Origin of the sequence: Sphingomonas rhamnosi, assembly GCF_036663615.1 — a bacterium.
Lineage (GTDB): Bacteria > Pseudomonadota > Alphaproteobacteria > Sphingomonadales > Sphingomonadaceae > Sphingomonas.
On the sequence record NZ_JAXOJJ010000001.1, the window covers coordinates 770,951 to 789,745 of the forward strand.

At 65.8% G+C, this 18,795-nt stretch carries 24 protein-coding genes; 9 read left to right on the forward strand and 15 right to left on the reverse strand.

Translation table 11 applies throughout. From position 1 onward, the window contains the following. Positions 1 to 30 precede the first annotated feature (30 nt). Positions 31 to 432 (forward strand): peptide-methionine (R)-S-oxide reductase MsrB, encoded by a 402-nt coding sequence (gene msrB / locus U1701_RS03830; RefSeq protein ID WP_332781192.1) that lies wholly within the window; start codon positions 31 to 33, stop codon positions 430 to 432. Between the two features lie 46 nt (positions 433 to 478). Then, a complete protein-coding gene (locus tag U1701_RS03835; RefSeq protein ID WP_332781193.1) occupies positions 479 to 2,614 on the forward strand; it encodes a transglycosylase domain-containing protein in 2,136 nt (711 codons plus the stop codon). On the opposite strand, the gene U1701_RS03840 is transcribed toward U1701_RS03835, so the two are convergent. Genes U1701_RS03840 through U1701_RS03850 form a run of 3 tightly spaced genes read right to left on the reverse strand, consistent with a single transcriptional unit; the run spans position 2,587 to position 4,339 of the window. Continuing rightward, complete coding sequence (locus U1701_RS03840; RefSeq protein WP_332781194.1) at positions 2,587 to 3,264, reverse strand: M48 family metallopeptidase; 678 nt, start codon at positions 3,262 to 3,264, stop codon at positions 2,587 to 2,589. The two genes, U1701_RS03835 and U1701_RS03840, sit on opposite strands and share 28 nt — an antisense overlap. A gap of 59 nt (positions 3,265 to 3,323) precedes the next feature. Beyond that, on the reverse strand, positions 3,324 to 3,764 hold the full coding sequence (locus U1701_RS03845) for a YcgN family cysteine cluster protein (protein ID WP_332781195.1): 441 nt from the start codon (positions 3,762 to 3,764) through the stop codon (positions 3,324 to 3,326). Then, positions 3,752 to 4,339 (reverse strand): SCO family protein, encoded by a 588-nt coding sequence (locus tag U1701_RS03850; RefSeq protein WP_332781196.1) that lies wholly within the window; start codon positions 4,337 to 4,339, stop codon positions 3,752 to 3,754. Before U1701_RS03850 ends, U1701_RS03845 begins: the two co-directional genes overlap by 13 nt. A gap of 75 nt (positions 4,340 to 4,414) precedes the next feature. On the opposite strand from U1701_RS03850, the gene U1701_RS03855 reads away from it, so the two are divergent. Next, complete coding sequence (locus tag U1701_RS03855; RefSeq protein WP_332781197.1) at positions 4,415 to 5,011, forward strand: ankyrin repeat domain-containing protein; 597 nt, start codon at positions 4,415 to 4,417, stop codon at positions 5,009 to 5,011. An 18-nt stretch (positions 5,012 to 5,029) separates the two neighbouring features. On the opposite strand, the gene U1701_RS03860 is transcribed toward U1701_RS03855, so the two are convergent. The 11 genes from U1701_RS03860 to U1701_RS03910 form a co-directional block, all read right to left on the reverse strand. Continuing rightward, complete coding sequence (locus tag U1701_RS03860) at positions 5,030 to 5,527, reverse strand: MmcB family DNA repair protein (protein WP_332781198.1); 498 nt, start codon at positions 5,525 to 5,527, stop codon at positions 5,030 to 5,032. A 70-nt stretch (positions 5,528 to 5,597) separates the two neighbouring features. Continuing rightward, positions 5,598 to 6,074 (reverse strand): cell wall hydrolase, encoded by a 477-nt coding sequence (locus U1701_RS03865; protein WP_332781199.1) that lies wholly within the window; start codon positions 6,072 to 6,074, stop codon positions 5,598 to 5,600. 329 nt (positions 6,075 to 6,403) lie between these two features. After that, positions 6,404 to 6,727 carry a DUF1491 family protein gene (locus U1701_RS03870; RefSeq protein ID WP_332781200.1) on the reverse strand — a complete coding sequence of 108 codons (324 nt, stop codon included), beginning with the start codon at positions 6,725 to 6,727 and terminating at the stop codon, positions 6,404 to 6,406. Beyond that, the gene (locus tag U1701_RS03875; protein ID WP_332781443.1) at positions 6,724 to 7,194 is read right to left on the reverse strand and encodes a PaaI family thioesterase; all 471 of its coding nucleotides are present in this window, start codon (positions 7,192 to 7,194) and stop codon (positions 6,724 to 6,726) included. Before U1701_RS03875 ends, U1701_RS03870 begins: the two co-directional genes overlap by 4 nt. Then, positions 7,184 to 7,651: a PTS sugar transporter subunit IIA gene (locus U1701_RS03880; protein ID WP_332781201.1), complete on the reverse strand. Its 468-nt coding sequence runs from the start codon at positions 7,649 to 7,651 to the stop codon at positions 7,184 to 7,186. The genes U1701_RS03875 and U1701_RS03880 overlap by 11 nt, the downstream gene beginning before the upstream one ends. Before the next feature lie 84 nt (positions 7,652 to 7,735). Continuing rightward, positions 7,736 to 8,335: a ribosome hibernation-promoting factor, HPF/YfiA family gene (gene hpf / locus U1701_RS03885; protein ID WP_332781202.1), complete on the reverse strand. Its 600-nt coding sequence runs from the start codon at positions 8,333 to 8,335 to the stop codon at positions 7,736 to 7,738. A 50-nt stretch (positions 8,336 to 8,385) separates the two neighbouring features. Beyond that, entirely contained in the window at positions 8,386 to 9,078 is a 693-nt protein-coding gene (dnaQ, locus tag U1701_RS03890; RefSeq protein WP_332781203.1) for a DNA polymerase III subunit epsilon, read from the reverse strand. 7 nt (positions 9,079 to 9,085) lie between these two features. After that, positions 9,086 to 9,673, reverse strand: a complete 588-nt coding sequence (coaE, locus tag U1701_RS03895; protein WP_332781204.1) for a dephospho-CoA kinase — start codon at positions 9,671 to 9,673, stop codon at positions 9,086 to 9,088. Further along, positions 9,670 to 10,482: a shikimate dehydrogenase family protein gene (locus U1701_RS03900; protein ID WP_332781205.1), complete on the reverse strand. Its 813-nt coding sequence runs from the start codon at positions 10,480 to 10,482 to the stop codon at positions 9,670 to 9,672. Before U1701_RS03900 ends, coaE begins: the two co-directional genes overlap by 4 nt. A gap of 112 nt (positions 10,483 to 10,594) precedes the next feature. Beyond that, positions 10,595 to 11,185, reverse strand: a complete 591-nt coding sequence (locus U1701_RS03905) for a Maf family protein (protein WP_332781206.1) — start codon at positions 11,183 to 11,185, stop codon at positions 10,595 to 10,597. After that, positions 11,182 to 12,000 (reverse strand): pyruvate, water dikinase regulatory protein, encoded by an 819-nt coding sequence (locus U1701_RS03910; protein WP_332781207.1) that lies wholly within the window; start codon positions 11,998 to 12,000, stop codon positions 11,182 to 11,184. The genes U1701_RS03905 and U1701_RS03910 overlap by 4 nt, the downstream gene beginning before the upstream one ends. 316 nt (positions 12,001 to 12,316) lie before the next feature. Here U1701_RS03910 and hemE point away from each other — a divergent pair, with 316 nt between their 5' ends. From hemE to U1701_RS03930, 4 genes are all read left to right on the forward strand, one after another. Then, positions 12,317 to 13,345 carry a uroporphyrinogen decarboxylase gene (gene hemE / locus U1701_RS03915; RefSeq protein WP_332781444.1) on the forward strand — a complete coding sequence of 343 codons (1,029 nt, stop codon included), beginning with the start codon at positions 12,317 to 12,319 and terminating at the stop codon, positions 13,343 to 13,345. Further along, positions 13,342 to 13,803, forward strand: a complete 462-nt coding sequence (locus U1701_RS03920; RefSeq protein ID WP_332781208.1) for a CopD family protein — start codon at positions 13,342 to 13,344, stop codon at positions 13,801 to 13,803. The genes hemE and U1701_RS03920 overlap by 4 nt, the downstream gene beginning before the upstream one ends. A gap of 270 nt (positions 13,804 to 14,073) precedes the next feature. Then, on the forward strand, positions 14,074 to 15,330 hold the full coding sequence (gene rho, locus U1701_RS03925; protein WP_332781209.1) for a transcription termination factor Rho: 1,257 nt from the start codon (positions 14,074 to 14,076) through the stop codon (positions 15,328 to 15,330). A gap of 248 nt (positions 15,331 to 15,578) precedes the next feature. Beyond that, positions 15,579 to 16,298, forward strand: coding sequence for a TerC family protein (locus U1701_RS03930; RefSeq protein ID WP_332781445.1), 720 nt, complete (start codon positions 15,579 to 15,581; stop codon positions 16,296 to 16,298). A gap of 85 nt (positions 16,299 to 16,383) precedes the next feature. Here the strand turns inward: U1701_RS03930 and U1701_RS03935 are convergent, their stop codons facing one another. Further along, on the reverse strand, positions 16,384 to 17,076 hold the full coding sequence (locus tag U1701_RS03935) for a dienelactone hydrolase family protein (protein WP_332781210.1): 693 nt from the start codon (positions 17,074 to 17,076) through the stop codon (positions 16,384 to 16,386). A 145-nt stretch (positions 17,077 to 17,221) separates the two neighbouring features. Here U1701_RS03935 and U1701_RS03940 point away from each other — a divergent pair, with 145 nt between their 5' ends. After that, on the forward strand, positions 17,222 to 17,458 hold the full coding sequence (locus U1701_RS03940; protein WP_332781211.1) for a DUF6489 family protein: 237 nt from the start codon (positions 17,222 to 17,224) through the stop codon (positions 17,456 to 17,458). A gap of 5 nt (positions 17,459 to 17,463) precedes the next feature. After that, positions 17,464 to 18,741 carry a tRNA uridine-5-carboxymethylaminomethyl(34) synthesis GTPase MnmE gene (gene mnmE / locus U1701_RS03945; protein ID WP_332781212.1) on the forward strand — a complete coding sequence of 426 codons (1,278 nt, stop codon included), beginning with the start codon at positions 17,464 to 17,466 and terminating at the stop codon, positions 18,739 to 18,741. The last annotated feature ends 54 nt before the right edge of the window (positions 18,742 to 18,795 follow it).

Genomic DNA, 18,795 nt, shown 5'->3' on the forward strand with positions numbered 1-18,795 from the left:
GTGCCCCGCCGGCGGCGCGAGGTTCCGACCATGGACCGGATCGATCTGTCTGAGACCGAGTGGCGCAAGCGCCTGACCCCCGAACAATATCACGTCCTTCGCGAAGCCGGCACCGAACCGGCCTTCGCAGGCGCGCTGACCGACACTAGCGCAGACGGGCTCTACCGCTGCGCGGCGTGCGGCGCCGCGCTGTTCGACAGCGCGGACAAGTTCGAGTCCAGGACGGGCTGGCCTAGCTTCGCCCGCCCGACCGCAGCCGAGGCGGTCACCGACCATAGCGATATCAGCCACGGCATGACGCGCACCGAAACCCGCTGCACGCGCTGCGACAGCCATCTCGGCCATGTCTTTGCCGACGGACCGCCGCCGTCCGGCCAACGCTATTGCATCAACGCGATCGCGCTCGAATTCCGGCCGCGCAAGGACGGCTGATCTCCGCTTGTAGGCTACGCGGTTACCGCGTATTTCGATGCCGTTCATGGCTCGTGCGCGTCCCGTTCCCCGTCCCCGATGGCGCCGCCGACTGGTCCTCCTGATCCAGCTTCTCGTCGGTATCGGCGTGCTCATGCTCGCCGGACTGGTGATCGCGGTCTATATCGCGAAATCGCAGCTACCGAGCTTCGACAGCCTGAAATCCTCACCCAACGGCCAGATGATCCGCGTCCACGCTGCCGACGGTACGGTGATCGTGTCGCTCGGGCCGAGCTATGGCGAATGGCTGCCGTATAGCGAAATCCCGCAGGTGATGCGGGCCGCGACGATCTCGGTCGAGGATCGGCGGTTCCGCTCGCATATTGGCATCGATCCGGTCGGCGTCGCGCGCTCGGTCAAGGTGCGCTGGGATCGCGGTCGATTCACCCAAGGCGGCTCGACGATCACGCAGCAGCTGGCGCGGACCGTGTTCCTCAACAACCAGAAGAAGTTCGCGCGCAAATTCCAGGAGGCGATCCTAGCGTTGGCGATCGAGCGTCAGTTCACCAAGGACCAGATCCTCGAACTGTACCTGAACAAGGTCTATTATGGCGGCGGAGCGTACGGGATCGACGCGGCAAGCCGCAAGTTCTTCGGGCACGGCGCGGACCATCTGAGCCTTGCCGAAGCAGCGGTGATCGCCGGGCTGGTGAAGGCCCCGTCCAATTATTCGCCGACCGCGGATGCCGAAGCCGCGGTCGGCCGCGCCGGCGTGGTCGTCAAGACGATGGCAGAGACCGGCGCGATCACGCCCGAGCAGGCCGCGAACGTCGACATCCAGGGGCTGAAGCTCGCCCCCGAGCCCAAGCAGAACAGCGTTCGCTATTTCACCGACTGGGCGTTGCCGCAGCTCGACACGCTGATCGACGAGACCAGCGAGCCGCTGGAAGTGTGGACGACGCTCGACCTGTCGATGCAGCGCCAGGCCGATGCGGCGATCCGCGCGAACGCCCCCGCCGGCGCGCAGGGCGCACTGGTCGCGCTCGACCGCGATGGCGGCGTGCGCGCGATGGTCGGCGGCAAGGATTACGTCTCGTCGATCTACAACCGCGCGACGCAGGCGGTCCGCCAGCCGGGGTCCGCGTTCAAGCTGTTCGTGTATCTCGCCGCGCTGGAAGCCGGACACAAGCCCGAGGATTCGATCGCCGACGAGCCGGTGACGATCGGCGGATGGAGCCCGCGCAACGATTCGCGCCGCAACTCCGGCGCGGTCAGCCTGCGCACCGCCTTTGCCTATTCGCTCAACACCGTCGCCGCCAAGCTGGGCCAGGAAGTCGGGTTCGCGACGGTCGCCGACATGGCGCGGCGGTTCGGGATCACGACGCCGGTTAACACGCACCCGTCGATGGTGCTGGGCACGTCGGAGGTGCGGCTGATCGACATGACGCGCGCCTTTGCCAGCGTCGCGAGCAAGGGCGTGGCGGTGGTCCCGTACGGAATCACGCGCGTCAGTTCGAACGGGCAGACGATCTACACGCATGAGGTCGATCGCAGCCACGTGCTGGTCGCGCCCTATGTCGCCGCCCAGATGACCGACCTGCTGCAAACCGCGGTCAACACCGGAACAGGTCGCGCGGCGCAGATCGGCCGACCGGTCGCGGGCAAGACCGGGACGACCACCGCGTCGAAGGACGGCTGGTTCCTGGGCTTTTCGAGCGGGATCACGACGGGCGTGTGGATGGGTCGCGACGACGCGCGGCCGGTCGCAGGGCTGCACGGCGGTACCGCACCCGCACGCGCCTGGGCGGCGTTCATGAAGCCCGCCACCGCAAGCCGGCCGATCGAGCAGTTCGACACGCAGGTGACGTTGCCCGAATGGCAGCTGGAACCCGACGAGGAGAGCTATTTCGGGCAGCCCGACGAGACTCCGGTCGACGGTCAGATGGTCGACAGCGACGGCAACCCGATCGAACGGCCTGCGGCAGTGCCAGCGCCGCGCCAGGAGCCCGGCGACGAGCAGCAGTCCAGGCTCGAAAGCGACCAGCCCGTGCAGCCGCAGCCCCAGCCGCAACAGTTGAACCAGGACTGGATCGACCGGGTCACCGGCCGTGACGCGCCGCGACGCGAGGTGCCCGCGGGGCGCCAGCCGCTACAGCGCGACGTGCCGCGCGATCGCTATTCGGACGAGCGCCCGACCCAGTGAAGCGCCGCACCGTGCGTGCGGAGCCACGCACGGGCGGGAAGGGGGTCTGTTTCCAGCAGTTCGGCGACGAGCGCGTGGAACACGGGGGCGTGGTTCATGTGGACGCGGTGTGCGACTTCGTGCGCGACGGTCGCGCGGCGGACCCAGCCGGGCGCGAGGATCAGCCGCCAGCTGTAACGGATCGCACCGCTCGACGCGCAGCTGCCCCAGCGCCCCTTGGGGTCGCCGATCGCGACGCGGGTGACGGTGACCCCGGCCTTGGCGGCGAATTCGGCAGTTTCCTGTGTCAGCATGTCGAGTGCGAGGCGCTTGATCCACGCCTCGACGCGGCGCGGGACGGTTTCGATCGGGCCGGACAGCGAGAGCGTAGCGCCATCGTGCAGCACGGTACGGCGGCGGCCGTCCTCCCAGACGATCGTCAGCGGCTGGTCGGCGACGGTGACGACGGTGCCGGGAACGAAGGGGCGTGGTTGCGGCAGGCGGGCACGCTGTTCGGCGAGCCAGTCGGCCTTCTCCTCGACCCAGGCCAGCGCGGGTTTGAGCGCGGCGCGTTTGGGGAGGACGAGCTTGGCGCGGCCGCTGGCGGGGTCGATCGACAGCCGTGCGCGGCGCGCGCGGGGGTGGCGGACGATTTCGAGGTTTTCGATCATCGCAGGGCCTCAGACACGTCCGGCATGAGCAAACATAGCGTCAGCGCCGGTGCGCGCCATTACAGTTGGCGGTCGGTGACGTGGTATTCGAGCTCCCCCGCCTCGTCCTCGCTGACGGTCCAGCCGCGGACCGATTGTTTGGCGCGGTGGACCGCCTCGCGGTCGCCGCAGACGAGATAATGCCAGCCAGGGAGGGGCTCGCCGGCCGCGCGCAGGCGATACGCGCAGGTGCTCGGCAGCCAGTCGATGCCGTGGACGTTGCCGGTGGTCAGTCGCACGCATTCGGGGACATAGGCGTGGCGGTGGCGATAGTCCGAACATTGCCCGCTGCGCCGGTCGAGCAGGCGGCAGGCGACATTGGTCGGCACGAGCTCGCCGGTATCCTCGTCCTCGAGCTTGTGGATGCAGCATTTGCCGCAGCCGTCGCACAAAGCCTCCCACTGGCCGCGATCGAGCCGTTCGATCGGTGTATCTTCCCAGAAACGCGTCACCGCACCCACCGCCTGAGTTCGTCGGCGACCGCCTGCGGGCCCTGGTCCTGCGGCAGCAGCGCGATCGGCTTGCCGTCGGGGTCCATCAGATAGGCCTGGCGGCTGTGATTGACGAGATAGCCGCCGCCCGGCGACGCCGCGCCCTTTTCCGCAAAGATTGCATAGGCCTTCTTCACTGCGTCGATCTGCTGCGACGTGCCGGTGAGGCCGACCATCCGCGGGTGGAACGCCGAGACGAAGGATTTCAGCACCGCAGGGGTGTCGCGGACCGGATCGACCGTGACGAAGATCGGCACGATCTCGGCCGCGATCGCCGGGTCGCTCGCCTCGAGCGACTTCAGCGCCGCGCCGATCGCCTGGACGTCGGTCGGGCAGACATCGGGGCAAAAGGTGTAGCCGAAATACATGATCCGATATTTGCCGGCGAAATCGCGCTGGGTGACGGTGCGGCCGGTCTGGTCAGTCAGCGTAAACGGGCCACCGATGCGGGCGCCCTCCAGAGGCGGGCGGGCAGGGGCCACGGGCGCCGGGCTGCAGGCGGCCAGCGCAAGCGCGCCGAACAGGACGTGTCGAAGGATGTTCATGATCTCGCCAGCCTTGATCCGTTAGCCGTAGAAGCGCAAGCGTCGCCAAAAGCCCGGCTTCAAGGATCATCGCATATGTCGCCAACCCGCCTGCTCGTCGCCGCCCTGCTTCTCACCGCCGGCGGGCCCGCCATCGCGCAGCAGCAGTCGCAAGGGTATAAGTTCCTGTCCGCGGTGCGCGACGCCAAGAACAACGACGTGCTCGAAATGCTCGGCCGGCCGGGCAGCAGCATCGTGAACGCGCGCGACATCACGACCGGCGAGGGCGCGCTGCACATCGTCATCAAGCGCGGCGACGAGACCTATCTGCGGTTCCTGCTGCAGAAGGGCGCAGACGCGAATCTGCGCGACGGCAAGGGCAACACCCCGCTGCTGTTGGCGGTGACGATGGGGCAGACGGGGATGATCCCGATCCTCACCGCGGCCAAGGCCAACCCCAATCTGGGCAATTCCGCCGGCGAGACTCCGCTGATCCGCGCGGTTCAGCGCCGCGATATCGGCATGATCCGGCTGTTGCTGGCCGAGGGCGCCGATCCGGACCAGGCCGACATCATCGCCGGCATGTCGGCGCGCGCCTATGCCAAGCAGGACGGCCGCAACCCGGTGGTGACCAAACTGCTCGCCGACGCGCCGAAGCGGACGCAGAAGGCCGTATCGGGACCGAAATTCTAATCCTGCGCGCGGCGCGGATCAGAACGCCAGCCCGTCGGCGTCGGGATCGGTGAACCCGATCAGCCGCCGCGCCGCGCGCCGGCCGAATGCCAACGTGCCGCGTTTGCGAATATGCGCGGGGAGGGGGGCGGAATGCGCCTCGCGGACGATCGCGGCGTCGTAGCGGTCGGCAACGATGATCCCGGTGCGTTCGGGTAGAAACGCGGCACCGTCGAGCGGCGCAGTGTCGAACCCCGCGGGCACCGCCCAGTAATAGCGATCGCAGTGCAGCAGATAATCGGGCCATTTGCCGTCGCCGAGCAGGTCGGCGCGCGACACCTTGATCTCGACGATGACGATCTGACCGCGCGAGTCGAGCGCCATCAGGTCGGCCCGCCGTCCGCCATCGAGCGGGACCTCGGCCATCGCGGTCAGATCATGGCGGAGCAACATGCGGACCACGCCGCGCGCGACGTCACGCGCGCACAAAGGCGATTCTGGTGAGTCGCGGCAGGAGTCGGGGGGCAGATCGAGCATCGGCCCGAAATAGAACAATTCGCGAACGGAGCAAGGCCGTTCGGCGAGCGTATTTGCCGGCGCGAGAAACTCAGCGGTAGAAGATGTGGTGACCGATCGCGGCGATCTTGGTCAGACGGCCGCCGGGTGAGCGGTTCGGTGTGTTGAAGAACAATGCCTTGGGGGCGGGGCTGTCCCATGCGCTGGCGAGCGCGACCTTGGCGACGGCGATCGCGGTGCGATAGGCCTTGTTGGCATTGATCGGCGGGATCCGACCGCCGCGTACGAAGCTGAACTGGCCACGCTGCGTGACCACGCCGCAAACGTCGGTGGCGAACCGGCCGGACTTGGCGCGGTTGATGATGACTTCGGCGACGGCGAGCTGGCCGGCGAGCGGTTCGCCTTTCGATTCGAAATAGACGGCGCCAGCCAGGCACTGCAGCGCGTCGCTCGACGCCGCAGCGTCCTGCGCGGCGACGGCCTCGGCGAGCGAATCAAATTCTTCTGCTTCGGTTTCGGCAGTGGCGATCGGTGCGGGGGCGACAGCGGGCTCGAAAGCCGGGGTCATGGCGGGCACGATCTGCGGAACATTTGCCGGGGAAAGGGTGTTGATACTTGCAAGAACGGGAGTCGTGATCGCTGCGCGGTCGAGTTCCGTTGCTTTGCCCGGTGCGCTGTTTCCCAACAGGCCGGCTAGCGAGAAAGTCATGGCTGCGATCGTCGCGGCCCGCTGCAGTATCGTCATTCACTCAGGTTCATATGCGGTTGGACCACGGACCCGATCGGCGTAGGCCGATCGTCCGGGCATCCCCCCGACTGCGTAATCGACCCGGATCGCACCCGCACCGACACAACGCCATTTCACTGCAATCCCCCTCGTTTCGGGGGGCGTTCAAGTCAATCGCCGAGGATCGTTTCAGCGGCGAACCGTTCCGCGTCTGCGATATCCACCTCGATCACCCACAAATCCGGGTCGCGCGCACGACGCCGGCGCCAATAGCCGTCAGGGTCGTCTGCCGGAGTCGAGTCGATCAGGACGGTGCGCCCGTCCGGCCCGAGTCCGCGTTCCAACAGCTTGGGGGCAGTACCCCGCTCGAGCGCTATGACGAGTATCGAACCGTCCGTCGTGCCCTTGGCAAGCACCATGCCGAAGCCCCCCGAATCGTTCACGCGCCGCAGCAAAGCGGTAGCGAGCATATTGGCGGGCAGGCGCCCGCTCATGCCGTCCGGTATCCGGGCAGCCCCGCGAGTGGGATCCGCGAACGCATGAACGTGCCGGTGCCGCGCGCCGCTTCCTCGCCGTCCGAATCGATCAGGCGGGCGTCGGCGACGAACACGCGGCGCTTGCCGCTGATCCAGCGGCCCTCGGCGATCACCGGACCGGCCTTCAGGGGGCGGGTGAGCAGCAGGTTGAACGCGGTGGTCAGCAGGAAACGATCGGTGACGAGGCTGTTCGCCGCGTAGAACGCGGCGTCGTCGAGCATCTTGAAATAGCTGGTCCCATGCGCCGCTCCGCCGGCGTGATAATGGCGCTCGTCGATCGTGAAGCGGATTCGCGCGACACCGCTTTCAGGGATTTCGAGCGACGATTCGAAGAACCGGTTGATCGGCGCCTGCGCGTACAGCGATTCGAGCGCGCGGAAATGCGCTTCGGCGCCGGTATCGGTGCGCAACGGCTCAGGCGGCATCACGCGCGTCGTCCGTGGCGAACAGCGCATAGAGCGTGTCACGCGATGCGGTGCCGCGCAGCTTGGCAAGGAACGCAGCGTCGCGGAGCCGGCGGGAGACGCGTGCCAGCGCCTTCAGATGGACGGCACCCGCATCGGTAGGCGACAAGAGCAGGAACACGAGGTCGACCGGAATCTCGTCGACCGCTTGGAACTCGACCGGCTGAGCGAGCCGCGCAAACACCGCGGTGACCTGGGCGAGCCCCTCGATCTTCGCGTGCGGGATCGCGACACCGCCACCGAACCCGGTCGACCCCAATTTCTCGCGCGCGATGAGACGATCGGCGATGGCCTTGGCATCGCCGCCGATCGCGGTTGCCGCGACCGCCGCCAGCTGCTGCAGCACAGCCTTTTTGGTGGCGGCGACGACTCCCGTGAGCACGGCGTCGTTCCGCAGCATATCGCTGAAATCGTTCATCGTCGTACTATGGATCCGAAAAATGCCCCCGCGTGGCGCCTTAGCGGCTCGCGCAGGGGCGTAAAGCCTAAGTGGCGTGAGCGCCTAGGCTATGGGCGCCAATGCCGCGCGTTGCGGTTCGACCCAGCCGATCGTGCCGTCGCCGCGACGATAGACCATGTTATGCGCGCCGGTGCCCGCGTTTTCGAACAGCAGCGCGGTGGTGTTGCGCAGGTCGAGCATCATCACCGCATCGGATACGCTGGCGACGGGAATGTCAACGCGGGTTTCGGCGATGATCAGCGGAGCGTCCGCAACCTCTTCTTCCGGCGCGCTTTCCTGGAAGAGCGTGTAGCCGGCATTGTCATAGCCGTTGCTCTCGGCGATCGCGACCGCCTCGCCCGCATTGCGATCCTTGAGGCGACGCATGTAGCGGCGCAACTGCGTCTCGATCTTGGCCGCAGCGCCGTCGAAAGCCGCGCGCGCGTCATAGGCGTCGGCATGCCCCTTGAGCACCAGGCCCTTCATGACGTGCGCGACGATGTCGCACTTGAACCCCGCGTCGTGCGGCCCCTTACCGAAGGTGACTTCCGCCGAGATGGCGCGCGAGAAATATTTGTCGGCGATACCCTGGAGTCGGTCCTGCACATGGCTGTTGAGCGCATCGCCAGTGGCGACCTGATGACCAGAAATCCGGATATCCATTTTCGTCTCCTTGTATGCCGGACGGTCCTGTTGGCTCCGCCCGCTCAGCGTCATCCGGACGCCGCGGCCCCCCATAACGGATCCTTGATCCTGCTCATGAACGCTGCATGCGCCGCAAGGTCTCCTTCGCTGACCGCGAAAACCCGCGGCGGTCGGGCGATCCGGGGCACCTGCGCGACGATCGGTGCGCCGCGCGACATAGGAGACTCGGTGAGCAGCCCGAGGCCGATTTGCCGCCCGCCCATCAACTCGACATAGACCTGCGCGAGGAGCTGCGCGTCGAGCAGGGCGCCATGAAGCACGCGGTGGCTGCGGTCGATACCGAAGCGCGAGCAGAGCGCGTCGAGCGAATGTTTGGCGCCGGGATGACGGCTGCGCGCGATCTGCAGCGTGTCGACCATCCGGCTCATGTGCACGATCGGATGGCTGCAGCGTTGCAGTTCGCCGTTAAGGAACGCGAAGTCGAAGCTGGCATTGTGTGCGATCATCGGCGCGTCGCCGATGAAGTCGATCAGCTCGTGCACCGCATCGGCGAAGCGGGGCTTGTCGGACAGGAACGCTTCGCTGAGCCCGTGAACGTTGAACGCCTCGACCGGCATGTCGCGTTCGGGATGATAATAAGCGTGGAAGGTGCGCCCGGTCTCGACGCGGTTGACCATTTCGACGCAGCCGATCTCGACCATCCGGTCGCCCCCCGGAAAGCTGAGTCCGGTGGTTTCGGTGTCGAAGACGATTTCACGCATCAGGAGGTTATCCTCCTTCGCTGCCCCGCACGCAAGCGATCACAGCGCGGACCTGCGCGCGAGTTTCCTCAAAGCCAGTATCGGTGGCGATGACGAAATCCGCGCGCGCGCGCTTCACGGCATCGGGGGTCTGGCGGGCGAGGATCGCCTCGAACTTGGCGACCGTCATGCCTGGCCGCAGGAGCACCCGCGCGCGCTGGACGTCGGCAGGCGCGGATACGACGACGATCATGTCGACGACCGCGTCGCCGCCGGTTTCGAACAGCAGCGGGATATCGAATACTACGAGCGCATCGCCGTGGCGCGCCAGGAAGGCGGCACGTTCGGCGGCGACCGCCGGGTGGACGATCGCTTCGAGCCGCTTGATCGCAGCATCGTCGCCGAACACCATCGCCCCGAGCCGCGGACGATCGACCGCGCTATCGACTGTCGAGCCAGGAAAGGCGGCTTCAATCGCGGCGACCAGCTTACCACCCGGTCCTTGTAACCGGTGCACCGCCGCGTCGGCATCAAACACCGGCACGCCAAGCTCTGCAAACATCGCTGCTACCGCCGACTTGCCCATGCCGATCGATCCGGTGAGGCCTAGGATCATGCCGTCAGCAACGCGCGCAATGCGGCATCGTCATCGCGCGGAGGTTCCACGTGGAACAATATCTCGAACGCGACAGCAGCTTGCGCGATCAGCATCTCGAGACCGTCCACCGTTTCGAGCCCGCGCTTCCGCGCCGCCTTGAGCAGTCCGGTCTCGAGCGGCGTGTAGACCACGTCATAGACCAGGCTGTCATCGTCGAGCGCGGTCAGATCGATGTCGAGCGGAGGCTGGCCGACCATCCCGAGCACGCTGGCGTTGACCAGCAACCGCGAGGGCGGGGCGGCTGGATGGATCGGCAGCGCCTGACCCTTGAGCTTGAACAGCGCTAGCAGGGCGGCGCCTTTTAGCGGATTGCGATTGAGGATCGTGACCGGACCGACATCCATCCGCGACAGCGCGAACAGCACCGCGCGCGCCGCGCCGCCTGCACCGATGACGGTGACCGGCTGCCCAGCGATATCGAGATCGTCGATCGGCGCCCAAAATCCCGCGGCGTCGGTGTTGGTGCCGATCATTGCACCATCAGCGCCGCGGAACACGGTGTTGATCGCGCCGATCGATCCGCGGACATCCCCGGGGTCGGTGACGTGATCGAGCGCCGCCAGCTTGTGCGGCATGGTGATGTTGCACCCCTGCCAGGCGGGGTCGGCCTTCCGGCTTTCGAAATAGGCAGGCAGGGCGTCGGCGGTCACATGTGCCCTGCGATATTCGGCATCGAGACCGAGAGCATCGAGCCAGAAGCCGTGGATGATCGGCGACTTGGACTGGGCAATCGGATCACCGATCACTTCGGCATACGGTTTTGTCATGGTCTAGCTCCGTTATGCTCGGACTTGGTCCGACATCGGTAATTGCGTACATCCAACGACGCGTAGGGTACGCCGTGCGAAGGATCCCGGATCAAGTCCGGGACGACGGGGATTATGACGGTAGCTCACCGCGTATCCGCAGATACTCGAGGACGTTGAGCAACGGCATGCCCAGCACGGTGAACTGGCTGCCTTCGATCTTCGAAAAGAGCTGCACGCCTGGCCCCTCGACGCGGTAGCAACCGACGCAGCTGGCGATCGCGGGCCATTCGGCATCCAGATAGGTCTCGATAAATGCGTCGGACAGCGGTCGAACGAACACCTTGGCACGTTCGACATGGCGCCAGACGGGCTGGCCGTTTTCGGCAATCACCGCCGCGCTCCACAGATCGTGGCGCGCGCCGGACATGCGACGCAAATGGTCGGCGGCGTCGGCGCGGTCGACCGGCTTGTCGAGGATGGTGCCATCCTCCAGCGCGACGAGCGAGTCGCTGCCGAGGACGAGACGACCCGGCATCCGCGCGGAGACTTTGAGCGCCTTGAGCTCGGCCAGCGCGTCGGCGAGATCGCGCGGCGACAGATGGTCGAGTGCCGACTTGGCGGCGTCTTCGTCGACGCCGGCATAGGTCGCCTCGAACGCTACGCCAGCGGCGTCGAGCATCGCGCGCCGGGATGCGCTTTGCGACGCCAGGATCAGCGTCATGACCCGACGCCCTTGCGATCGTTGCACAGCGCGATGATCGCCGCCGCGGTTTCTTCGATCGATCGGCGCGTGACGTCGATGACCGGCCAGCCATTGTCCGCGAACATCCGCCGCGCGAAGGCGAGTTCGTGCTTCACCGCTTCCTCCTCGACATAGCTGGTGTCGGGGGCCTGGTGCAGCGACAGCAACCGGTTGCGACGGACCTGGATGAGGCGGTCGGCGCTGGTGGTGAGGCCGACGACAAGCGGATGTTTCAGCCCATACAGATTGTTGGGCGGCGGACTTTCTACGACGATCGGGATGTTCGCCGCCTTGTAGCCGCGGTTGGCGAGATAGATCGATGTCGGGGTCTTCGAGGAGCGGCTGACGCCGGCCAGCACGACATCGGCTTCCTCCCATTCCTCGGAGGCGATGCCGTCGTCGTGTGCAATCGTCCACTGGATGGCGTCGACGCGGGCGAAATAGGCGGCGTCGAGGACGTGTTGACGACCTGGCCTCGCCTTTGCCTGCTGACCCAAGAGACCCGACAGCGCGTCGTTCACCGGGTCGAGCGGCGCAACCGCTGGGAGGCCGAGCGCGAGGCAGCGTTGTTCGAGGATGCGGCGCGTCGCGGGGTTCACCAGCGTAAAGACGACGAGCCCGGGATTCTGCGCGACTTCCTGCAGAATGCGTTCGAGATGCGCTTCGGTGCGGACCATCGGCCAGAAATGCCGGACGGTTTCGACATCGTCATATTGCGCGAGCGCCGCCTTCGCGATGTTCTCGAGCGTCTCGCCGGTGGAATCGGACAGGAGGTGGAGATGCAGACGCATCATTGGCCGGGCCGGGGCGGTTCTGTGGATAACATGAGGAGAAGGGCTAGCGTAACTCGCCGCCTGGGCCAAGCGACCCGACCGCGGTGGATAACGCCCTAGATATCCACAGGCCCGCACACAGGGCATGGTTTGCTCAACAGCCTGTGGATAACGGGGACGTATCGTTCGAATCAGCGCGTATGCGCCGTGCCGCTGCGGTCAAGCTGTTGGCAATTCGGGGATGACCGCATAAGCCCCGACATCCACCTGCCAACCACTACAACAATCCTTTTTAGAATCTTCTTTATTGAAGAAGGGGGGACGTCCGTTGACCGATATGGCACCATTTAAGCCGCTGCTCGCGACGCTGCAGGGAGAGCGACAGACGGTTCCGCCATTGTGGCTGATGCGTCAGGCCGGGCGGTATCTGCCCGAGTATCGCGCGTTGCGGGCTGAAAAGGGTGGTTTCCTGGCGCTGGCGACCGACCCGGAAGCCGCTGCCGAGGTGACGTTGCAGCCGATCCGCCGGTTCGGGTTCGACGGGTCGATCCTGTTTTCCGACATCCTGATGGTGCCATGGGCGCTCGGGCAGGATCTGAGCTTCGGTGTCGGCGAAGGCCCGCGGCTTGAGCCCGCGCTGATCCATCACGCGCTCGATCGGTTGCGGGCCGAACCCGCCCGGCTAGAGCCGGTCTACGGCACCGTTGCGCGCGTTGCCGAGGCTTTGCCGCCCGAGACGACGTTCCTGGGCTTTGCGGGGTCTCCCTGGACGGTCGCGACCTATATGGTCGCGGGCCGTGGCAGCAAGGATCAGGGCGAGACGCGGCGTTTCGCCTATTCGGATCCCGCAGGGTTCGGGGCGATCATCGATGCGATCGCCGACAGCACCGTCGAATATCTGGTGAAGCAGATCGAGGCGGGCGTGGATGCGGTCCAGCTGTTCGACAGCTGGTCGGGCAGCCTGAGCCCCGCGCAGTTCGAACGCTGGGTGATCGCGCCGACCGCGCGGATCGTCGCGGCGCTGCATGCGCGCTGCCCCGGGGTGCCCGTGATTGGCTTCCCCAAGGGAGCGGGCGGCAAGCTGCCAGCCTATGCACGCGAGACCGGGGTCGATGCGATCGGGCTCGACGAGACGGTCGATCCGGTCTGGGCGCACGCCGAACTGCCGGCGACCATGCCGGTGCAGGGCAATCTCGATCCGCTCGCGCTCATCGCCGGCGGTGCCGATCTCGATAGCGCGATCGACCGGATCCTTGCGGCGTTCGTGGATCGGCCACACATCTTCAACCTTGGCCACGGCATCCTGCCCGACACGCCGGTCGCGCATGTCGAGCAGCTGATCGCCCGCGTACGGAGCACGACATGAGCGGTTTTCTCGGCGCGGCATATGATTGGGTGAAGGCCGCGCATCTGATCTTCGTGATCTTCTGGATGGCCGGGCTGTTCATGCTGCCGCGGTATCTGGTCTATCACCAGGAAGCGCTCGCGGCCGGCAATGCAGCGGAAGCGGCGAACTGGGTCGAGCGTGAAGGCAAGATCCGCTCAATCATCCTGACCCCGGCGATGATCGTCGTTTGGGTGCTGGGGATCGCGCTGGCGCTGAACCTGGGGCTGGCGGATGGGGCGCCGGGGCTCGGGTGGCTGCACGTCAAGCTGCTGATCGTATTCCTGCTGACGGGGTATCACGGCTGGATGGTCGGCTATGCGAAAAAGCTCGCTCGTGGCACGCCGACGTTGACCGGTAAGCAGTTGCGGATGCTCAACGAGGTGCCGGCGCTCGCGGTGACGCTGATCGTCGTGCTGGCGATCGTGAAGCCGTTCTGATCGCTCGATAGCGGTTCCGCCGCGGGGGCCAGGATTTTTAGGCAAGAGCGATCGGAACCATGGACTCCCGCGTTCGCGGGAGGACGATCGGGACGGCGGCACTACGCGGCAGCTTGACTTGCCCCCTCCCGAAACCTACCGCATATCGTAGACACGGCCTCCTGGCGTCCTGCCCGGTCGTGGCATTAGCTAAGTTCGTTTCGCCCAGTTTCGCTTTTCAAGCGCGCTCCGCCGAACACGCCTCCCGTTGATCGCTATCCGGAAATCCCCATGCATCTCAAAGACCTGAAGAAGAAAAAGCCCGCCGAACTGGTTCAGTTGGCCGAGGAACTGGGGGTCGAGAGCGCCTCGACGTTGCGCAAGCAGGATCTGCTGTTCGCGATCCTCAAGGTCCAGGCGGAGAATGGCGACCAGATCATGGGCCTCGGCACGATCGAAGTGCTGCCCGACGGCTTCGGCTTCCTGCGTTCGCCGGAATCGAATTATCTCGCCGGTCCCGACGACATCTACATTTCGCCCAACCAGGTGCGGAAGTTCGGTCTGCGCACCGGGGACACCGTCGAGGGCGAAATCCGTGGGCCGAAGGACGGCGAACGCTATTTCTCGCTCGTGAAGCTTACCGCCGTCAATTTCGATGACCCCGACGTCGTTCGCCACCGCGTCAATTTCGACAACCTCACGCCGCTCTATCCCGAGAGCAAGCTGACGCTCGATCCCGCGGATCCGACGATCAAGGACAAGTCGGCGCGCGTCATCGACATCGTCAGCCCGCAGGGCAAGGGCCAGCGCACGCTGATCGTCGCGCCGCCGCGCGTCGGCAAGACGGTGATGCTGCAGAACATGGCCAAGGCGATCACCGACAATCACCCCGAGGTGTTCCTGATCGTCCTGCTGATCGACGAGCGCCCCGAGGAAGTCACCGACATGCAGCGCAGCGTGAAGGGCGAGGTGGTCAGCTCGACCTTCGACGAACCCGCGCAGCGCCATGTTCAGGTCGCCGAGATGGTGATCGAGAAGGCCAAGCGGCTCGTCGAGCACAAGAAGGACGTCGTGATCCTGCTCGACTCGATCACGCGTCTGGGCCGTGCCTACAACACGGTCGTGCCGTCGTCGGGCAAGGTCCTGACCGGCGGCGTCGATGCCAACGCGCTGCAGCGGCCGAAGCGCTTCTTCGGTGCCGCGCGCAACATCGAGGAGGGCGGTTCGCTCTCGATCATCGCCACCGCGCTGATCGACACCGGCAGCCGCATGGACGAGGTGATCTTCGAGGAGTTCAAGGGCACGGGCAACTCGGAAATCGTGCTCGACCGCAAGGTCGCGGACAAGCGCATCTTCCCGGCGCTCGACGTCGGCAAGTCCGGCACACGCAAGGAAGAGCTGCTGGTCGACAAGGCCAAGCTCAGCAAGATGTGGGTGCTGCGCCGGATCCTCATGCAGATGGGCACGATCGATTCGATGGAGTTCCTGCTCGACAAGATGAAGGATTCGAAGACCAACGAGGATTTCTTCGACAGCATGAATCAGTAACCGAGTGCGTCCATGCCGCATGCTGCGGCAGGGACGCACAGGTTCGGCCGGCGGAGTGACGCTCCGGCCGACGACGCGGCGTTGCCGCGGCGCTTTTCGATCGATACGCCTTTCCCGGAACCCTGGATTCCGGGATAAGCCCGGGATGACAAGACACAGCGGCACGCGAGGGCAATGGCTTTCGCGTGCCGCTTTGCTATTGAAGCGCCTTCACGTCACCGGGAGCTGACATTTTGAGCATCATCGCCATGCTGGCCACTGCCGCGACGTCGGTCGCCGGGCCGGGCTCGCCGCTGGACATCTGGCACCACATCGTCGCGGATTTCTCGAACCTCGGCGATCCGGCCGCGCTTGCGGCGTTCGGATCGGTGCTGATGATCGATCTCGTGCTGGCGGGCGACAATGCCATCGTCGTCGGCGCGCTGGCGGCGGGGCTTCCCGCGGAACAGCGCAAGAAGGTCATCCTGATCGGCATTGGCGCGGCGCTGGTGCTGCGCATCTTCTTCGCGCTGATCGTGACGTGGCTGATGGGGATCGTCGGACTGATCTTCGCCGGCGGTTTGTTGCTCCTCTGGGTCAGTTGGAAATTTTGGCGCGAGATCCGTGCCGGCAGCCACAATCCCGGGTCCGACGAAATCGACGGCGACGAACATTCGGGGGTCAAATCCGCGCGGAGCTTTGCGGCCGCGGCATGGGCGGTTGCAGTCGCCGATGTGTCGATGAGCCTCGACAACGTCCTGGCGGTCGCCGGCGCGGCGCGCGAGCATCCGGGGATCCTGGTGGTCGGGCTGTTGCTGTCGGTCGCACTGATGGGCCTGGCAGCGAACTTCATCGCTCGGATCATCGATCGGTATCGCTGGATCGCCTATATCGGGCTGGCTGTAATCCTCGTGGTCGCCGGCAAAATGATTTATGAGGGCTGGACGGGAACCGGCGAGACGCTGGGTCTGGCGACTCTGTTCATGTGAGTTGGATGCTCCTGCGGAGGCAGGGCCCAGGGTTACCGGGAATGATTTGGTACCCTGGGATCCTGCTTCCGCAGGAGCACGGTAGTTACTTCAGATGCTCGGCGAAGAACGCCGCGGTGCGCTCGTCGGCCAGCTTGGCGGCCGCATCCGATCGGCGCGCGCCGAATTCGGTGGCGAAGCCGTGATCCTCGCCGGGATAATCGTACAGCGTGACCTTGGGGTGATCGTCGAGCCCGGCATGCATCGCCGTCTGCGCGGCCTTGTCGACGAAATGGTCCTCCTCGGGAATGTGCAGCAACACCGGCTTGGCGATGGCGTGCTTTTCGCCCAGCAGGCCATCGATCCCGACGCCGTAATAGCCGACGCTCGCATCCGCATCGGTCCGGGTGGCAGTCATGAACGCGAGGCGTCCGCCGAGGCAGTAGCCGACTACGCCGACCTTGCCGCCATCGACCAGCGCGCGCGCGGCGTCGATCGTGGCCTCGATGTCGGCGATGCCCTTATCTTGATCGAACGTGCCGAACAGGCCCAGCGCGCGCTGGAATTCGGCGGGAACGTCGGGGTCGAGTTCGATCCCGGGTTCGATTCGCCAGAAGAGGTCGGGCGCGATCGCGACATAGCCGGCTTCGGCAAGCGTATCGCACTTGCGGCGAATGCCGGAGTTCACCCCGAAAATCTCCTGGATGACGATGATCGCGGCTTTGGGCGTGCCTTGGGGCTTGGCGACATAGGCGGCGAAGGTGCCGGCGCCGTCGAGGGTGTCGATCGTGATGGTCATGACAATGCTCCTTGGGATCGCGGATCGACGCCGACACTGCCACCGGTGCAGTCGACCGTTAGGCGTTGCGAGGAGGGCGGCATCGCGCGCATAGATCGCCAAGAGCTATGCAGCGCCCCGCCGGGCCGCTCAAGAGGGACAGATGATGAAGGTCCATATCGATCTGGAATGTACTCCCGAAGAAGCGCGCCGCGCTGTGGGATTGCCCGACCTTACCCCGATCCACGATCGTTATGTCGCGATGGTGATGGAGACGATGCAGGGGCAAATCCCGCCCGAGACGTTGGCGACACTGATGCGGAGCTGGCAGCCGATGGGCGAGAAGGGGATGAGTTTTTGGAACGGCCTGTTCGATCCGGCGACCAAGACCGGCGGTAACTAACCACGATGGATACGATCTTTGCGGTGTCGAGCGGGCGTCCGCCCGCCGCGATCGCAGTTGTGCGCATCAGCGGGCCCCAGGCGCGGACGGCCGCCGAACGGCTGGCGGGTCCGTTGTCGGCACCACGACGCGCGAGCCTGCGTGCACTCCGAGACGAAGACGGTGTGATCCTCGACCGTGCACTGGTTCTGATGTTTCCGGGACCGGCGACCGCGACCGGCGAGGACCTGGTCGAGTTTCAGTGTCATGGTGGCCGTGCGGTGGTTGCGGCGATCGAGCGTGCGCTGGAACGGATACCGGGATTGCGGCCTGCGATCGGAGGTGAGTTTACGCGACGCGCGCTGGCCAATGGTCGGATCGACCTGGCCGAGGCGGAAGGGCTGGCGGATCTGCTCGAGGCTGAAACCGAAGGCCAGCGAGTTGCGGCGCTGACGGCGACCGAGGGCCGCGTCAGCGCGGCGGTGCGCGGATGGATGGACCGCGTTGCGATGCTGTCGGCACGCGTCGAGGCGATGCTCGATTTTGCCGACGAGGACGATGTCGACAACGACGCGGCGGCGATGGACGCGGTGCGTGGTGACGTTGCGGACCTGGTCGCCGACATCGCCGCGGTGATGGACGCCCCGCCAGTGGAACGCGTGAAGGACGGTTTGCGCGTCGTCATCGCGGGGCCACCTAACAGCGGCAAATCGACCTTGCTCAACTTGTTGGGGGAGCGCGATGCGGCGATCGTCTCGGCGATATCGGGAACGACGCGAGACCGGATCGAAGTACCCGTGACGCGCGGCGGGGTGGCGTATGTGTTGACTGACACCGCGGGGCTGATCGGCACCGACGATCCGATCGAGGCGATCGGTGTGGCGCGCGCGGAAGACGCGATCGGGGCGGCGGACATCGTCTTGTGGCTTGGAGACGAAGTGCCACCGCGGACGGATGCGATATGGCTCCACGCCCGGGCGGATGTTCCGGGCCGCGAGCAGGTTCCCGAGGAGCGGGCGTTCGGGATTGCGCAGTGCGATCCCGGATCGATTGCGTTGGTCTGGGACGCGCTGGGTACACGGGCATCGACATTGTTGCCGCGGCCTGACTCGATCGTGCTGAAGCGCGATCAGCGGATGCGATGCACAGCGGCGGTCGACGCGCTCGATACGCCGACATCGGACCCGTTGATCTTGGGTGAGCATCTGCGACAGGCCCGGGGAGCGTTGGCGACGGTGTTGGGTCTTGATGCGACGTCGGAGATGCTCGACGCGCTGTTTGTGCGATTCTGTATCGGAAAATGATGTTCCACGTGGAACATCACGACTTTGACCCTTGGCACGGCTTTCCCTAGAGCG

Bases quoted from the DNA above. Each gene is read 5' to 3' on its own strand.
- msrB (WP_332781192.1), top strand. From the start codon at position 31: ATGGACCGGATCGATCTGTCTGAGACCGAGTGGCGCAAGCGCCTGACC.
- U1701_RS03835 (WP_332781193.1), top strand. From the start codon at position 479: ATGGCTCGTGCGCGTCCCGTTCCCCGTCCCCGATGGCGCCGCCGACTG.
- U1701_RS03840 (WP_332781194.1), bottom strand. From the start codon at position 3,264: ATGATCGAAAACCTCGAAATCGTCCGCCACCCCCGCGCGCGCCGCGCA.
- U1701_RS03850 (WP_332781196.1), bottom strand. From the start codon at position 4,339: ATGAACATCCTTCGACACGTCCTGTTCGGCGCGCTTGCGCTGGCCGCC.
- U1701_RS03855 (WP_332781197.1), top strand. From the start codon at position 4,415: ATGTCGCCAACCCGCCTGCTCGTCGCCGCCCTGCTTCTCACCGCCGGC.
- U1701_RS03860 (WP_332781198.1), bottom strand. From the start codon at position 5,527: ATGCTCGATCTGCCCCCCGACTCCTGCCGCGACTCACCAGAATCGCCT.
- U1701_RS03865 (WP_332781199.1), bottom strand. From the start codon at position 6,074: ATGACCCCGGCTTTCGAGCCCGCTGTCGCCCCCGCACCGATCGCCACT.
- U1701_RS03870 (WP_332781200.1), bottom strand. From the start codon at position 6,727: ATGAGCGGGCGCCTGCCCGCCAATATGCTCGCTACCGCTTTGCTGCGG.
- U1701_RS03875 (WP_332781443.1), bottom strand. From the start codon at position 7,194: ATGCCGCCTGAGCCGTTGCGCACCGATACCGGCGCCGAAGCGCATTTC.
- U1701_RS03880 (WP_332781201.1), bottom strand. From the start codon at position 7,651: ATGAACGATTTCAGCGATATGCTGCGGAACGACGCCGTGCTCACGGGA.
- hpf (WP_332781202.1), bottom strand. From the start codon at position 8,335: ATGGATATCCGGATTTCTGGTCATCAGGTCGCCACTGGCGATGCGCTC.
- dnaQ (WP_332781203.1), bottom strand. From the start codon at position 9,078: ATGCGTGAAATCGTCTTCGACACCGAAACCACCGGACTCAGCTTTCCG.
- coaE (WP_332781204.1), bottom strand. From the start codon at position 9,673: ATGATCCTAGGCCTCACCGGATCGATCGGCATGGGCAAGTCGGCGGTA.
- U1701_RS03900 (WP_332781205.1), bottom strand. From the start codon at position 10,482: ATGACAAAACCGTATGCCGAAGTGATCGGTGATCCGATTGCCCAGTCC.
- U1701_RS03905 (WP_332781206.1), bottom strand. From the start codon at position 11,185: ATGACGCTGATCCTGGCGTCGCAAAGCGCATCCCGGCGCGCGATGCTC.
- U1701_RS03910 (WP_332781207.1), bottom strand. From the start codon at position 12,000: ATGATGCGTCTGCATCTCCACCTCCTGTCCGATTCCACCGGCGAGACG.
- hemE (WP_332781444.1), top strand. From the start codon at position 12,317: ATGGCACCATTTAAGCCGCTGCTCGCGACGCTGCAGGGAGAGCGACAG.
- U1701_RS03920 (WP_332781208.1), top strand. From the start codon at position 13,342: ATGAGCGGTTTTCTCGGCGCGGCATATGATTGGGTGAAGGCCGCGCAT.
- rho (WP_332781209.1), top strand. From the start codon at position 14,074: ATGCATCTCAAAGACCTGAAGAAGAAAAAGCCCGCCGAACTGGTTCAG.
- U1701_RS03930 (WP_332781445.1), top strand. From the start codon at position 15,579: ATGCTGGCCACTGCCGCGACGTCGGTCGCCGGGCCGGGCTCGCCGCTG.
- U1701_RS03935 (WP_332781210.1), bottom strand. From the start codon at position 17,076: ATGACCATCACGATCGACACCCTCGACGGCGCCGGCACCTTCGCCGCC.
- U1701_RS03940 (WP_332781211.1), top strand. From the start codon at position 17,222: ATGAAGGTCCATATCGATCTGGAATGTACTCCCGAAGAAGCGCGCCGC.
- mnmE (WP_332781212.1), top strand. From the start codon at position 17,464: ATGGATACGATCTTTGCGGTGTCGAGCGGGCGTCCGCCCGCCGCGATC.